The sequence below is a fragment of the Streptomyces sp. NPDC029122 genome (assembly GCF_055569445.1).
Window position 1 is genome coordinate 83,156 of record NZ_JBVHWK010000026.1, and the last position, 13,553, is coordinate 96,708.

The window sequence follows — 13,553 nt, forward strand, 5'->3', positions numbered from 1 at the left end:
CGCGACAGATCGCTACGCGCTCCTCTGGTCTCGGCGTCCGCTGGCCGTCCGGGGCTGGTCAAAGGCGGGCTCGACGTTGCCCACGGCCGTGGTGAACTCCCGACCGGAGGCGTTACGGATGTAGGCGAGCTCCATCCAGCGCTCGACACCGGTGTCCGAGACGTTCTCGTTGATCACCGCCATCAGCACGCCCTCGACGCCCGAGGCGATGTCGCGGACGCAACGGCGGAGGAGCCGGTGGGGCACGTACTCGTAGCACTCACTCATCGGACGCCGCCTCGAAGGTGCAGAGGAAGCGTTCCCAGCCGACTTGAGCACGGTTCAAGAGGTTTTCGCTGAGGTCTCCATATTGGGCCGTTTGGCCCTAGTGTGTCTAGAGAAGAGAAGGAGTGATCGTTTCAATGAGCAGCCAGGGCGGCACTCGCCAGCCGAAGTACCAGCGGATTGCTGACGCGCTGAGGGCGGCGATCCGGTCCGGCGAGTACGGCCCGGGTGACCGTCTGCCGGGCGAGAACGACCTCATGGCCACCTACGATGTCGCGCGGATGACCGCACGCCAGGCCCTCGGCGTGCTCCAGAGCGAAGGCCTCGCGGAAGCGCGCAAGGGTGCCGGTGTCTTCGTCCGAGCTTTCAGGCCCCTGCGACGGCATGGCATCCAGCGGCTCGCGCAGGAACAGTGGGGTTCGGGACGTTCCATCTGGTCGACGGACAGCGCAGATCGAGAACTCGTCGTCGATCAGGTCGAGGTGCACGAAGAGCCGGCGAGTGACGCGATTGCCTCGGCTCTCGGCATTCCGGACGAGTCTCCGGTCTGGGTGCGCAGCCGCCGGTTCGTCCTGGACGGCAAGCCGGTGCTCTTCGCGACGTCCCATTTGCCGTCAGACATCGTGGCCGCCTCTGCCATCACCCGGTCCGACACCGGGCCTGGTGGGACATACGCAAGGCTGGCCGAGCTGGGCCACGAGCCCGTTCACTTCCGTGAGGAGGTTCGGTGCCGTATGCCTTCCGCCGGCGAGGCCGAACGTCTCGCCCTCTCCTTGGGGACGCCCGTCATCCAGATCGTCCGCACCGCGTTCGCGGGGGACGGCCGGGCCGTTGAGGTCAACGACATGACTCTGGACTCTGCTTCCTACGTCCTGGAATACGACTTCGACGCCTAGTGCTTTCCGGCGATGGCGGCACCAACCGCCAGTCGCCGAGACCAGAGAAGCGTGTAGCGATCTGACGCGCCCACCGGTCCCGGATGCTGCCCTGGTCGCCATGTGGTGCGGGTAGCCGGACCCCAGGCCTGGCCGGGCAGCGCACGGGCCCGAATGCGGGACACGGCCAGGGCCCGGCCCCTCGTCTCGTCACTGAGGGAGCCGCTCCCCTCCGCCTGCCCCGTGACCGTTCTTCTGGGGGGTTCCCGGCAGTCTTTCGGCTTTCCGGGGCGGGTCGGGCTGTCAAGGGTGGCCGAAGGCCATCGCGAAGCGACGCGACGAAGGAGCGCCCTTGACGGGCCGGCACGCACCGGAAGGACGATGGGACTGACGGGAACCCCCCAAACCGGCTGTGAGACCGCCCGGGCAGGACACCGCCCCCGCAGCCCCCGCCCCTCACGGCCCCAGGATGCGGGGGCTCAGGGCGCCGCAGGGGAGGAGCTCGACCTCCGAGCCGGCGTCGCGGAGGTCCGTCAGTACCAGTTCGTCGTACATGAGGAGGCCCGTCTGCTCCGGCCAGACGATGGCCCACAGCCACAGCCCGCGCGCCTCCCCCGCGAAGACGGCGCGGTCGTCGGGAGCTCCGTTGAGGTGCCACAGCGGAGTGGGCCGGCCCGCGGCGACGACCTTGGCGTGCGGCGGGGAGGAGACGTCGATGTACGGCCCCGGGTCGGGGGCGTCGATGCCGGCGAAGCGGGAGCCGAGTCCGACGCCCAGCTCCTCCGCGATCAGGACCAGCTCCCCGAGACCGCCGAGCGGTCCCGGGCCGGTGCAGGCCACGGCGGTGGCCCGGCCGCCGCTGCGGTCGTCACCGGCGCTCGCGACGCCGGTGAACAGCCAGCCGACCGGCAGCGGCCACGGCATCCACACGGGCACGTTCGCCCGGTTGACGACCACCTCCAGCCCCTCGACGCTGGGCGGGATCACAGGCTGTAGCGGGTGGACGGCGCCGTGCACCGCGCACTGCCACGAGTCGGAGAAGAGGCCGGGCGCACGGACCCGGCCACCGCACTTCGGGCAACTCGGTTCGCCCCTCATAAGAAGCACGCTCCTCCCCGCCCGGGGCGTCGTCAAGACGCGGTCACCCGTCCGGGCTCAGTCCAGTGCGACGGCCGTACGCAGAGGGTCCCGCAGATCCGTGCCGCGCGCGAGCCAGCGCTCCTGGAGCGCGGCGGCTCCGTGCACCCGCTTCCAGGCGGCCTCGTTCGCCGTCATGGGGAGGAGGGGGAGGAAGCGGACGGGCTCCATGGGCTCGTCGAGTTCCAGGTCCTCGACCAGTCCGCCGGGCTCGGCGACGAGGACGGAGCTGAACGGCGCCCCGTCCCAGAGCGGTTCGCCGACGTCGAGCGAGGCTCCGGGGGCCACCACCAGCCCCTCGACCATCGGGGAGGCCGCCAGCACCGCCAGCGGCCGCAGCAGTTTGTCGGTGGGCGCGAGGCCCGCCCGTACGGTCAGTACCAGTTCGGCGCGCGGGCCGCGCACCGGGTCGGCGACGACGGCGGTGGGGTCGGTCATCGGGTGGGCGGACATGCCGAGGGTCGCGTACCGGACGAGGTCGCCCTCGGCGAAGCGGAGGACCTCGATGCGGTCGGTGCCAAGGAAGGTGACGGAGGCGCGGGCGTCGGGTTCGCCGAGCGTGCTGCGCAGCCGGGCTTCGACGAGGGCCAGAATTTCTGCCATGCAGCGAGCATAGAACTCGTATCCGGCGGGTAAAGGGCGGGTCTTGACCATCCGTCGGCTGATAGTGTTGACAGCTGGTCGGGGCCGCACTCAGAAGAGTTGTTTCAGGGCTCCGGCGACAGGACGTCCCCCACGGGGGACCGGCCGGAGGAGGTGGGGCTGCGATGGACCGAAGTCGATCGTGCAGTACCAATCGCTCTTCGGCGTCCGTCAAGGGCGGCTCCAGCCACCTTTGATCTTCTGATCAGCAGAAGAGCGACGGCAGAACTTTGTCCTCCCGTCCTGTTTCCCTCCGTCGGCCCCGGGCTGCCCGCCCCCGGTCCGCAGAGGGCCTCCCACCCGTACGGTCCAGCGGCCGTGCGCGAGAAGGAGCCTGCCATGTCGATGCTGCCCTACCTCCGTGCCGCCGTCCGTCCGGCACTGCGCAAGCCCACCCCCGTACAGCCCGGCTACGACACCACCCGCGACCCCTCCACCAGCAGCGCGGTGGTCGACTGCGCCGTCTACCGCGACGGCCGGCGGGCGCAGGGGGACCGTCTGACGCCCCGTGAGGCCCTGCGCCGGGTGCGCGAGGACGGGGGCTTCGCCTGGATCGGTCTGCACGAGCCCACCCACGACGAGTTCGCCGGGATCGCCGCCACCTTCGGCCTGCACCCGCTCGCCGTGGAGGACGCGGTGCACGCCCACCAGCGGCCGAAGCTGGAGCGCTACGACGAGACCCTCTTCACCGTCTTCAAGACGATCCACTACGTGGAGCACGCCGAACTCACCGCCACCAGCGAGGTGGTGGAGACGGGTGAGGTGATGTGCTTCACCGGCCCCGACTTCGTCATCACCGTCCGGCACGGCGGACAGGGCTCCCTGCGGAACCTGCGCCACCGCCTCCAGGGCGACCCGGAGCTGCTCTCGCGGGGCCCCTCGGCCGTGCTGCACTCCATCGCCGACCACGTGGTCGACGGGTACATCGCGGTCGCGGCGGCCGTGCAGGACGACATCGACGAGGTGGAGAGCGCGGTCTTCGCCGCTCCCGCCAAGGGCGTCGCCCGGGGCGGTGACGCGGGCCGCATCTACCAGCTCAAGCGCGAGGTGCTGGAGTTCAAGCGGGCGGTCTCGCCGCTGCTGCGCCCGATGGAGCTGCTGAGCGAGCGGCCCATGCGGCTGGTGGACCCCGACATCCAGAAGTACTTCCGGGACGTGGCCGACCACCTCGCGCGGGTGCACGAGCAGGTCATCGGCTTCGACGAGCTGCTGAACTCGATCCTCCAGGCGAACCTCGCCCAGGCCTCGGTCGCGCAGAACGAGGACATGCGCAAGATCACCTCCTGGGCGGCGATCATCGCCGTGCCGACGATGATCTGCGGCGTGTACGGGATGAACTTCGAGCACATGCCGGAGCTGCACTGGCGCTACGGCTATCCGCTGGTGATGGCCGCCATCGTGGGCAGCTGCTTCGCCATCCACCGGACCCTGCGCCGCAACGGCTGGCTGTAGACCCTCCGGGTGCCGCCGGTCCCACCGGCCGGGTGGGCACCGCCTACCCTGTGCGCATGACTCTCAGCGCGCTCGATCTGGCCCTCGTCGAGGAGGCCTCCAAGAAGTCCGGCCTGATCTGGGTCCGCGGCACCGGTGCCGACCGGGCCCTGTGGCACGCCTGGGTGGACGGCGCCGCGCACGTGCTCGGCGACGGGCCGGGCGAGCAGCCGTTCCCCGGGCTCACCGACGGCGCCTCGGCCGAGGTGACCGTACGCAGCAAGGACAAGGGCGGCCGGCTCGTGGCCTGGACCGCGGCCGTACGGGAGCTCGTGCCCGGCAGCGACTCCTGGGAGGCCGCCGTCGCCGAGCTCAAGGGGAAGCGGCTGAACGCGCCCGACTCGGAGCAGATGACGCAGCGCTGGGCGCGCGAGTGCCGGCTGCTGCGCCTGGAGCCGGTGGCGGTGGCCGACCGGCTGCCGGCCGGCTCGCTGGCCGCCCGGCCGCTGGGCTCCCCGGCGGTCACCCGCGGGCCGGTCCCGGCGGGCCTGCCGAAGCTGCTGCTGAAGCGGAAGAGGGCGGGACGCTAGCGGGTGGGGTCGGATCCCTGGCCAGACTTCGAGGGGGCCGGGGAGGCGGTGGGGCCGGTGCCCTTGCCGTCCTTGGTGGTGGGCAGCTGGCTGCCGTAGTCCACGGTCTGGTCCTGCGCGGGCGCCTCCAGCGGGAAGGGCTTGCCCCACTCGGAGAGCTCCACCCGGCCGGCGCCGCCCGCACGCTCCATCAGCAGCGGGTACGGGGTCCCCTCCAGGGACACCGACAGCTTGCCGCCCTTGCCGGCGTCCGCCGAGACGGGGACCGCGCGGGTGTGCCCGACCGTGGTGTAGGCGCCCTTGCTGAGCTTGCCCTGGAGGCCCAGCAGCCCGTCCAGCAGGACGTGCATGTCGGTGAAGCCGCGGAACTGCTTGTACGAGGGATCCCCTTCGGGCACCTTCACGTACTTGTCCCCGAGCTTGCCCGCCGAGTCGGACTTCCCCCAGAAGGCCGCGCTGGCCTTCAGGTACAGCTGCTCGCCGACCCGCAGCAGCTGGAAGGTGTCCTCGGCCGATTTCACCTCGCCGGAGCCGCCGTCCGCCTTCAGCCGCATGTCGAGGGTGAAGGTCTTGCCGCCGGTGACGAGCGTGCCCGAGAGGTGGACCGAGTTCGCCGCGGTCGCGGCGGCCTTGGCCTGGCCCTCGATCTTGTCAGCGGTGAGCTTGCCGACCCCGTTCGTCCCCTTGTCCGGATCCGTCTTCTCCGCGCAGCCCGTCCCGGCGACGGTGAGGCCCGCGCACAGGGCACCGATGAAGGCGGCCCGGCGCAACCGTACGGCGGAGGTGTAGGCGGTCACGGGCGGGTGCCTCTCGTCGGGGGTCTGCGGGCAGCAGGCAGCGTACCCGCCCCGGGGCGCGGTCCCCCCGGGGCCCCGGACACCCCGGCCGGACAGCCCCACCAGGACGCCTTCCCGCGGCACGGGCTAGCCTGAGGCTCGGCACGACTGTTGATGGACGCTCTAGGAGGCGCACGGATGGCTGCAGGCGCCCCGCGGATCTTCGTCTCGCATCTGTCCGGTGTGCCCGTCTTCGACCCCAACGGCGACCAGGTCGGCCGTGTCCGCGACATCGTCGCGATGCTGCGGGTCGGCGGCCGTCCGCCCCGGCTGCTGGGCCTGGTGGTCGAGGTGGTCAGCCGGCGCCGGATCTTCCTGCCGATGACCCGGGTGACGGGTGTGGAGTCCGGCCAGGTCATCACCACCGGTGTCGTCAACATGCGGCGCTTCGAGCAGCGCCCCACCGAGCGGCTGGTCCTCGGCGAACTGCTGGACCGCCGGGTGACGCTGGTCGCCACGGGCGAGGAGGTCACCGTCCTGGACGTGGCCATCCAGCAGCTGCCGGCGCGCCGTGACTGGGAGATCGACCGGATCTTCGTGCGCAAGGGCAAGGGCGGCGCGCTGCGCCGGCGCGGCGAGACGCTGACCGTGGAGTGGTCGGCGGTCACCGGCTTCTCCCTGGAGGAGGAGGGCCAGGGTGCCGAGAACCTGGTCGCGACCTTCGAGCAGATGCGTCCGGCGGACCTGGCGAACGTCCTGCACCACCTGACGCCGAAGCGGCGCGCCGAGGTGGCCAACGCGCTCGACGACGACCGGCTCGCGGACGTCCTGGAGGAGCTGCCCGAGGACGACCAGGTGGAGATCCTCGGCAAGCTGAAGGAGGAGCGCGCCGCCGACGTCCTGGAGGCCATGGACCCGGACGACGCGGCCGACCTGCTCTCGGAGCTGCCGGAGGAGGAGAAGGAGCGGCTGCTGACGCTGATGCAGCCGGACGACGCGGCCGACGTGCGCCGACTGCTGTCGTACGAGGAGAACACGGCGGGCGGTCTGATGACGACGGAGCCGATCGTGCTGCGCCCGGACGCGACGGTCGCGGACGCGCTGGCCCGCGTGCGCAAGTCCGACCTGTCACCGGCGCTGGCGGCGCAGGTCTACGTCTGCCGGCCGCCGGACGAGACGCCGACGGGCAAGTACCTGGGGACGGTGCACTTCCAGCGGCTGCTGCGCGACCCCCCGTTCACCCTGGTCAGTTCCCTCGTGGACGCGGACCTGCCGCCGCTGCGCCCGGACGCCTCGCTGCCGGCGGTGACGAGCTACCTGGCCGCGTACAACATGGTCGCGGCGCCCGTCGTAGACGAGAGCGGCTCCCTGCTGGGGGCGGTCACCGTCGACGACGTACTGGACCACCTGCTGCCCGACGACTGGCGGGAGACGGACTTCCACTCCGAGGAGGCCCTGCGTGGGCACTGAGCGCGGGCGTGGCGACGCGGCGCGGGAGCGGCGCCGCGAGCGGCGCGAGCATGCCCGGGAGGGGCTCTCGGAGCGGCTGGAGGAGGCCGCGGAGCGGCTGCGCCACGAGCGGACGGAACGTTCCGGCGAACGGGCGAGGAGCGCGGCGCCCACCGGCGCGAGCGCGCTGACGCGTTCGCGCGTACGGCTCGACCAGCCGCGTGCGGCGCGCCGCAGGCTGCTGCCGGAGTACGACCCGGAGGCTTTCGGGCGGCTGTCGGAGCGGGTCGCGCGGTTCCTGGGCACGGGCCGGTTCATCGTCTGGATGACCCTGGTCATCGTGGTGTGGGTGCTGTGGAACATCTTCGCGCCGAAGGACATGCGCTGGGACGAGTACCCCTTCATCTTCCTGACGCTGATGCTGTCCCTCCAGGCCTCGTACGCGGCCCCGCTGATCCTGCTCGCGCAGAACCGGCAGGACGACCGGGACCGGGTCAACCTGGAGCAGGACCGCAAGCAGAACGAGCGCTCCATCGCCGACACGGAGTACCTGACGCGGGAGATCGCGGCGCTGCGGATGGGCCTGGGCGAGGTCGCCACCCGCGACTGGATCAGGTCGGAGTTCCAGGACCTGATCAAGGAGATGGACGAGCGGCGTCTATTCCCCGGGGAAAGTGACGAAGGCGACCGCTGATCGGCTTACCTGAGCCCTGCCGCCGAGCCGTACCATCGGGGACATGGCTACCGAGACACCCTCCGCCGCCGTGCCGGAGCAGGACGCGATCCTGGACGCGCTGGCGACGGTCAACGACCCCGAGATCCACCGGCCGATCACCGAGCTCGGCATGGTCAAATCGGTGGAGATCGGTGAGGGCGGCGCCGTCGCCGTCACGGTCTACCTCACGGTGTCGGGCTGCCCCATGCGCGAGACCATCACGAAGAACGTGACCGAGGCCGTGGAGAAGGTCGCGGGCGTCACCTCCGTCGCCGTCTCCCTGGACGTGATGAGCGACGAGCAGCGCAAGGAGCTGGCGGCCACGCTGCGCGGCGGCACCGCCGAGCGGGAGGTGCCCTTCGCCAAGCCCGGTTCGCTGACCCGTGTCTACGCGGTCGCCTCCGGCAAGGGCGGCGTCGGCAAGTCCTCCGTGACGGTCAACCTGGCCGCGGCGATGGCGGCCGACGGTCTGAAGGTCGGCGTGGTCGACGCCGACATCTACGGGCACAGCGTGCCGCGGATGCTGGGCGTGGAGGGCAAGCCCACCCAGGTCGAGAACATGATCATGCCGCCGTCCGCCAACGGTGTGAAGGTCATCTCCATCGGCATGTTCACCCCGGGCAACGCCCCCGTGGTGTGGCGCGGCCCGATGCTGCACCGAGCCCTCCAGCAGTTCCTGGCGGACGTGTTCTGGGGCGACCTGGACGTGCTGCTGCTGGACCTGCCGCCGGGCACCGGCGACATCGCGATCTCCGTGGCGCAGCTGGTGCCGAACGCCGAGATCCTCGTCGTGACCACCCCGCAGCAGGCGGCCGCCGAGGTCGCGGAGCGGGCCGGCTCGATCGCGGTGCAGACGCACCAGAAGATCGTCGGCGTCGTCGAGAACATGTCGGGCCTGCCGTGCCCGCACTGCGACGAGATGGTGGACGTGTTCGGTTCGGGCGGCGGTCAGAAGGTCGCCGACGGTCTGACGAGGACGGTCGGCTCGACGGTTCCCGTGCTCGGCACGATCCCGATCGACGTGCGGCTGCGCGAGGGCGGCGACGACGGCAAGCCGGTCGTCCTGTCCGACCCGGACTCCCCGGCGGGTGCGGCCCTGCGAACGATCGCGGGCAAGCTGGGCGGCCGCGCGCGCGGCCTGTCGGGCATGTCCCTGGGGATCACCCCGCGCAACAAGTTCTAAACCCCGAAGCCCCGCCTGGCCCGCGTCGAGGGCACCGCCTGCGGGCGGTGCCCTTTCGCGTACCCGGTCCGCGCGCCGGGTCTACTCGTACGCCCCGAGGTCGGCGATCGCGGAGAAGCCGAGCCCGTAGGCGCTCATCCCCCGCCCGTAGGCCCCGATGTGGACCCCGTTCCCCGTGGATCCGGCGAGCACCCATCCGAATTCCGACTCGCGGTAGTGGAACGGCGTCGGTTCGCCGTCCACCGGCAGCGACAGCGTCGACCAGTCCGGCCCGGTGAGGTCGTCGGCGAGTTCCCAGGCGGCCTCGGTCTGCTGGTCCAGCCAGTCGTCGCGCCGGGTGTGGTCCATCTGCGGCGGCCAGCTGTAGGCGAGCAGCCCCGAGCCGGCCAGCCAGGCCGCCGAGGAGACCGAGGTGGCCTCCAGGACGCCGGTGCCGTCGCCGCTGCGGCGCAGGGGGTTGCTGGCGACCGTGACCACCACCGCGAAGCGGTCCTTCTCGCCGGTGGCGATCTCGCCGCGGGCGGACGGTTCGTCGCCGTGGCCGGTGGAGCCGTGCTCCACGGTGCCGTCGGCTCCGGTGCCGACCTGCATGAGCCAGCGGGGGCCGGTGAAGGCCCCGTCCAGCCCGTACCAGGGGAACTGCGCGTTCAGGTAGCCCGCCGCCGCCCGGCGGGCGGCCGGGACGGGTGAGGCGGCCTCGGGGGGCCGGCCGGTGCCGGCCTGGCCGGTGTGCTCCGCGGGCTCGGTCAGCGCGGGCGGTGCGTCTTCGGGGGCTTCGGCAGGCTGCGCGCCTACGCGGCTACTGCTCGTCGTCTCCATGGGTGGCCTCTCGTTCCGTGGGGTCCGGAACGGCCCTCGCTGCGCTGGGGTGCCCCCCTCCGCGGGCGGCCCGGGTCCGGACAGATGGAGGATAGCCATCCGGCCCCGGTTCGACCGGCAGGCTGCGGCTCAGGTGGCGTCGGCGTCGAAGGGGGTGCGCGGCTCCTGGGCGGGGGGCGCGGGCTTCTTCAGCAGGTCCGGGCCGGCGCCGGCGGCGGGCGCGGCGGCGGCACGGGGCTCGTCGGCCTCGCGGCCGTTGACCGCGTCGGTGACCTCGTTCAGCTCCTTGCGGAGATCGAAGCTGCTGCGCAGTTCCTGGAGGTCCTCGTTCTCGGTCAGCTGCTTGCGGATGAAGGTCTTCGGGTTCAGGTCCTCGAACTCGAAGTCCTTGAACTCCGGGCCCAGTTCGGAGCGGATGTCCTGCTTGGCGCTGTCCGAGAACGCGCGGATCTTCCTGATGAAGCCCGAGACGTCCTGGATCACCTTCGGCAGCTTGTCCGGGCCGAAGACGAGGATGGCGAGCACCACGATGGTGACCAGCTCGAGTGCGCCTATGTCGTTGAACACCTTGCCGCTCCTCGGCTCTCTCCACATCCGGCCCGGTCAACGGTACCCGGCGTTTCTTGCGCGCCCCTACGCCGGTGCGGGACCCTTCGCGGATTCACCCGGGCGTCATCCGGTATTCGTGTGGCGGACCGCGCCGCCCGCCGGCGCCCCGGGGCGTCTCAGGAGCCGCTCGCCGAGCCGAGGGCCACGGTCAGGGTGCGTTCCCCGCCGTCGCGCAGCACGGTCAGGCCGAGGCGGTCGCCGGGCCGGTGCGCCCTGATCTTGATGATGAGCTCGTCGCCGCCGTGTACGCGTACGCCGTCCACCTTGGTGATCACGTCGCCGGGCCTGATCCCGGCGCGGGCGCCCGGCCCGTCGGCCACCACGGAGGGCTTGCCGGCCTCGCCCTCGGCGTCGACCCGGGCTCCGTCGCCCTTGTACTCCATGTCCAGGGTGACGCCGATGACGGGGTGGGTGGCGCGGCCGGTGCGGATGAGTTCCTCGGCGACCCGTTTGCCCTGGTTGACGGGGATGGCGAAGCCGAGGCCGATGCTGCCGCTCTGGCGGGTGGGGTCGTCGCCGTCCTCGCCCTTGTCGGCGCCGCGGATGGCGCTGTTGATGCCGATCACGTGGGCGCGGGAGTCGAGGAGGAGGCCGCCGGAGTTGCCGGGGTTGATGGGGGCGTCGGTCTGGAGGGCGTCGACGTAGCTGATGTCGCTGCCGTCGCGCTTGCCGCCGCCCGCGGTGATGGGGCGGCCGGTGGCGCTGATGATGCCCGAGGTGACGGTGTTGGAGAGGTCGAAGGGGGCGCCGATGGCCACCACCGGGTCGCCGACGCGGACGTTCTCGGAGTTGCCGAGGGCCAGCGGGCGCAGGCCGCGGACACCGCTGACCTTCACCACCGCCAGGTCGTAGCCGCTGTCGTGGCCGACCGGCTCGGCGGGGACGCTCTCGCCGGTGCTGAAGGTGACCGTGATGTCCCGGGCGTCGGCGACGACGTGGTTGTTCGTCAGGATGTGGCCCTGCCCGTCGAGGACGAAGCCGGTTCCGGTGCCGCTGCCGCCGCCCCCGCTGACGTGCAGGGTGACCACGCCGGGCAGTGCGGTGGCCGCGATGCCCGCCACGCTGTCGGGGGCCCGGCCCTTGTCGTCGGCGGCGGCCTGCGGGAGCTCCAGCCGGGTGGCGGTGCGCCGCTCGGCGAGGATGCCGAGGTAGCCGCCCGCGCACCCCGCGAGGAGGGCGATGACGGTGCCGAGCAGGGCCAGCGTCCACAGCCCGGGGGCGCGGCGCGGCCCGCCGCGGTCGACGACCTGGAGCGGAGCGGCGGCCCAGGGGTCGTAGCGGGGGCGGCCGGCCCCGGCGGCGGGAGCGGCGGCCGGAGCGGGCTCGGAGGCGGGAACGGGCGGGGCCCCGGCGGTGTCCGCCCGCGGGCCGGGCTCCGGGGCGTCCGCGGGCCGGCTCCACCACGTCGGAGCCGGACCGTTCTGCTGACTGTCGGACATGGGCACTCCCCCGCGGGCCTGGCGCACCGCGGGGCGGCGCGTGTGCCGCAGATTCAACCAGGTGCCCGGGCCCCCGGGGGGCCCGGGTCAGCGGGAGAGCGAGACCGGCTCCGCCGTCACCGGGACCGAGGGAGCCACCGAGGGCAGCTGCCCCGCCGGCACCGGGCCGGTCGGCGCCACGGGGGTGGGGACGCGGTCACGGACGAAGGCGTCGGTCAGCGGCACGGAGGGCCCCGGCCGGGTCGCGGGCGCCTCGCCCCGGGCCTTCGGCTCGAGCCCGTCCAGCGGCAGCGAGCCGCCGAGCGCGAGCGCGGCCAGTGACACGGCTCCCGCCGCCACGAAGGCGAAGCGGCGTCTGGGCCGACCCACCTCGTGGATACGGAAACCCTCGCGCGGGGCGGCCGGGGCGGAGTACCCGAACGAGGAGAAGGGGTCGACACCCGGAGCCGGGGGCGCGAGCGGAGCCCCCGGTCCGCCGCCCGGCCCGGCGGGCCCCTCGGGGCCCGCTCCCGGCAGCCCCTGGAGCCGGGCCAGCAGCCCGGCGGACAGCGGCGGCGGGGCGCTCTCCACGAACAGGGTCTTCAGCCGGCGCTGCGCGTCGGCCTCGGCCTTGCACTTGGCGCAGGTGGCCAGGTGCGCCAGCACCCGCTCGCGCGCGTCGTGCTTCAGCTCCCCGTCCACCAGGGCGGCGAGCCGGTCGCCCAGGTGCTGTTCGGCGGGGGAGGGACTGGCTCCGCTCACTCGGCTCCGCCCTCTCCGCCGGCACCCGGCGCGCCCACCGACACGCCCGCCAGCGCGCGCTGCTCGGCGCGGGCCTGGGGAGAGCGGTGCTTGAGCGCCTTGCGCAGGTGCGAGCGGCCCCGGTGGATCCGACTGCGGACCGTGCCGAGCTTCACCCCGAGCGTGGCGGCGATCTCCTCGTAGGACAGGCCCTCGATGTCGCAGAGCACCACGGCGGCACGGAACTCGGGCGCGAGGGTGTCCAGCGCCTGCTGCACGTCCGCGTCGAAGTGGGTGTCGTGGAGCACCTGCTGGGGGGACGGCTCACGGCTCGGCAGCCGCTCGGCGGCGTCGTCGCCCAGCGCGTCGAAACGGATCCGCTGCTTGCGGCGCACCATGTCCAGGAACAGGTTGGTGGTGATGCGGTGCAGCCAGCCCTCGAAGGTGCCGGGCGTGTAGGTGGACAGCGAGCGGAAGACGCGGACGAAGACTTCCTGCGTCAGGTCCTCGGCGTCGTGCTGGTTGCCCGTCAGGCGGTAGGCGAGGCGGTAGACCCGCGCGCTGTGCGTGCTGACGATCTCCTCCCAGGTGGGAGGGGTCCACGCCTGGGAGCCCGCATCGGCGGCGAAGGTCGCGGTGGTCGCGGTGTGGGCGGTGTGGAAGCGGTCAGCAGTGTAGGTCACGGATTTCGGCTCACCCGCCGACCAGAAGAGACGTCTCAGTACGCCTCCACGATCCACAAGCGCAGCCGCACCTCCCCTGTCGGCTCTGGTGGTGTCCAGTGGAGCCCCTACCATAGCCACCCCTCCCGTCAGCTCTGGATAAGCGTTTTTGCACTAACTTTGCACGAGCCTCGGGGTCCGGACCGCCGATCTGCCCACAGCCGTCCCCTCTATCCCGCCTC

The 13,553-nt window shown here is 72.3% G+C and carries 14 protein-coding genes and 1 pseudogene; 6 read left to right on the forward strand and 9 right to left on the reverse strand.

The genetic code is table 11. The features are described 5' to 3' along the window. Positions 1 to 12: 12 nt before the first annotated feature. Positions 13 to 267: a hypothetical protein gene (locus ACZ4WZ_RS26425; RefSeq protein WP_467894017.1), complete on the reverse strand. Its 255-nt coding sequence runs from the start codon at positions 265 to 267 to the stop codon at positions 13 to 15. Between the two features lie 134 nt (positions 268 to 401). On the opposite strand from ACZ4WZ_RS26425, the gene ACZ4WZ_RS26430 reads away from it, so the two are divergent. Next, the gene (locus tag ACZ4WZ_RS26430; protein ID WP_467894019.1) at positions 402 to 1,160 is read left to right on the forward strand and encodes a GntR family transcriptional regulator; all 759 of its coding nucleotides are present in this window, start codon (positions 402 to 404) and stop codon (positions 1,158 to 1,160) included. A gap of 435 nt (positions 1,161 to 1,595) precedes the next feature. On the opposite strand, the gene ACZ4WZ_RS26435 is transcribed toward ACZ4WZ_RS26430, so the two are convergent. Together ACZ4WZ_RS26435 and ACZ4WZ_RS26440 are read right to left on the reverse strand one after the other, a co-directional pair. Further along, complete coding sequence (locus ACZ4WZ_RS26435) at positions 1,596 to 2,237, reverse strand: DUF6758 family protein (RefSeq protein WP_467894021.1); 642 nt, start codon at positions 2,235 to 2,237, stop codon at positions 1,596 to 1,598. A 57-nt stretch (positions 2,238 to 2,294) separates the two neighbouring features. Then, on the reverse strand, positions 2,295 to 2,879 hold the full coding sequence (locus ACZ4WZ_RS26440) for a suppressor of fused domain protein (protein WP_467894023.1): 585 nt from the start codon (positions 2,877 to 2,879) through the stop codon (positions 2,295 to 2,297). A 378-nt stretch (positions 2,880 to 3,257) separates the two neighbouring features. Here ACZ4WZ_RS26440 and ACZ4WZ_RS26445 point away from each other — a divergent pair, with 378 nt between their 5' ends. Both ACZ4WZ_RS26445 and ACZ4WZ_RS26450 read left to right on the forward strand, forming a co-directional pair. Next, positions 3,258 to 4,370 carry a magnesium and cobalt transport protein CorA gene (locus ACZ4WZ_RS26445; RefSeq protein WP_467894024.1) on the forward strand — a complete coding sequence of 371 codons (1,113 nt, stop codon included), beginning with the start codon at positions 3,258 to 3,260 and terminating at the stop codon, positions 4,368 to 4,370. 56 nt (positions 4,371 to 4,426) lie between these two features. Next, entirely contained in the window at positions 4,427 to 4,939 is a 513-nt protein-coding gene (locus ACZ4WZ_RS26450) for a hypothetical protein (RefSeq protein ID WP_467894026.1), read from the forward strand. Here ACZ4WZ_RS26450 and ACZ4WZ_RS26455 read toward each other — a convergent pair. Then, the gene (locus ACZ4WZ_RS26455; protein ID WP_467894028.1) at positions 4,936 to 5,736 is read right to left on the reverse strand and encodes a hypothetical protein; all 801 of its coding nucleotides are present in this window, start codon (positions 5,734 to 5,736) and stop codon (positions 4,936 to 4,938) included. The two genes, ACZ4WZ_RS26450 and ACZ4WZ_RS26455, sit on opposite strands and share 4 nt — an antisense overlap. Before the next feature lie 177 nt (positions 5,737 to 5,913). Here ACZ4WZ_RS26455 and ACZ4WZ_RS26460 point away from each other — a divergent pair, with 177 nt between their 5' ends. The 3 genes from ACZ4WZ_RS26460 to ACZ4WZ_RS26470 all read left to right on the forward strand — a co-directional run bounded on the left by ACZ4WZ_RS26460 (position 5,914) and on the right by ACZ4WZ_RS26470 (position 9,062). After that, the gene (locus ACZ4WZ_RS26460) at positions 5,914 to 7,185 is read left to right on the forward strand and encodes a magnesium transporter MgtE N-terminal domain-containing protein (RefSeq protein WP_467894030.1); all 1,272 of its coding nucleotides are present in this window, start codon (positions 5,914 to 5,916) and stop codon (positions 7,183 to 7,185) included. A gap of 97 nt (positions 7,186 to 7,282) precedes the next feature. After that, the gene (locus ACZ4WZ_RS26465) at positions 7,283 to 7,858 is read left to right on the forward strand and encodes a DUF1003 domain-containing protein (protein ID WP_467894084.1); all 576 of its coding nucleotides are present in this window, start codon (positions 7,283 to 7,285) and stop codon (positions 7,856 to 7,858) included. Positions 7,859 to 7,901: 43 nt separating this feature from the next. Next, entirely contained in the window at positions 7,902 to 9,062 is a 1,161-nt protein-coding gene (locus ACZ4WZ_RS26470) for an Mrp/NBP35 family ATP-binding protein (protein ID WP_467894032.1), read from the forward strand. 81 nt (positions 9,063 to 9,143) lie between these two features. Here ACZ4WZ_RS26470 and ACZ4WZ_RS26475 read toward each other — a convergent pair whose 3' ends face one another. The 5 genes and pseudogenes from ACZ4WZ_RS26475 to sigE form a co-directional block, all read right to left on the reverse strand. Next, positions 9,144 to 9,881, reverse strand: coding sequence for a hypothetical protein (locus ACZ4WZ_RS26475; RefSeq protein WP_467894034.1), 738 nt, complete (start codon positions 9,879 to 9,881; stop codon positions 9,144 to 9,146). 129 nt (positions 9,882 to 10,010) lie between these two features. Further along, positions 10,011 to 10,448 (reverse strand): sec-independent translocase, encoded by a 438-nt coding sequence (locus ACZ4WZ_RS26480; RefSeq protein WP_467894035.1) that lies wholly within the window; start codon positions 10,446 to 10,448, stop codon positions 10,011 to 10,013. 158 nt (positions 10,449 to 10,606) lie between these two features. Next, entirely contained in the window at positions 10,607 to 11,929 is a 1,323-nt protein-coding gene (locus ACZ4WZ_RS26485; RefSeq protein ID WP_467894037.1) for a S1C family serine protease, read from the reverse strand. A 240-nt stretch (positions 11,930 to 12,169) separates the two neighbouring features. Further along, positions 12,170 to 12,670 (reverse strand): annotated as a pseudogene (locus ACZ4WZ_RS26490) (anti-sigma factor family protein); the annotation flags it as partial. Next, entirely contained in the window at positions 12,667 to 13,446 is a 780-nt protein-coding gene (gene sigE / locus ACZ4WZ_RS26495) for an RNA polymerase sigma factor SigE (RefSeq protein ID WP_467894039.1), read from the reverse strand. The gene sigE and the pseudogene ACZ4WZ_RS26490, both read right to left, overlap by 4 nt. Positions 13,447 to 13,553: the final 107 nt, after the last annotated feature.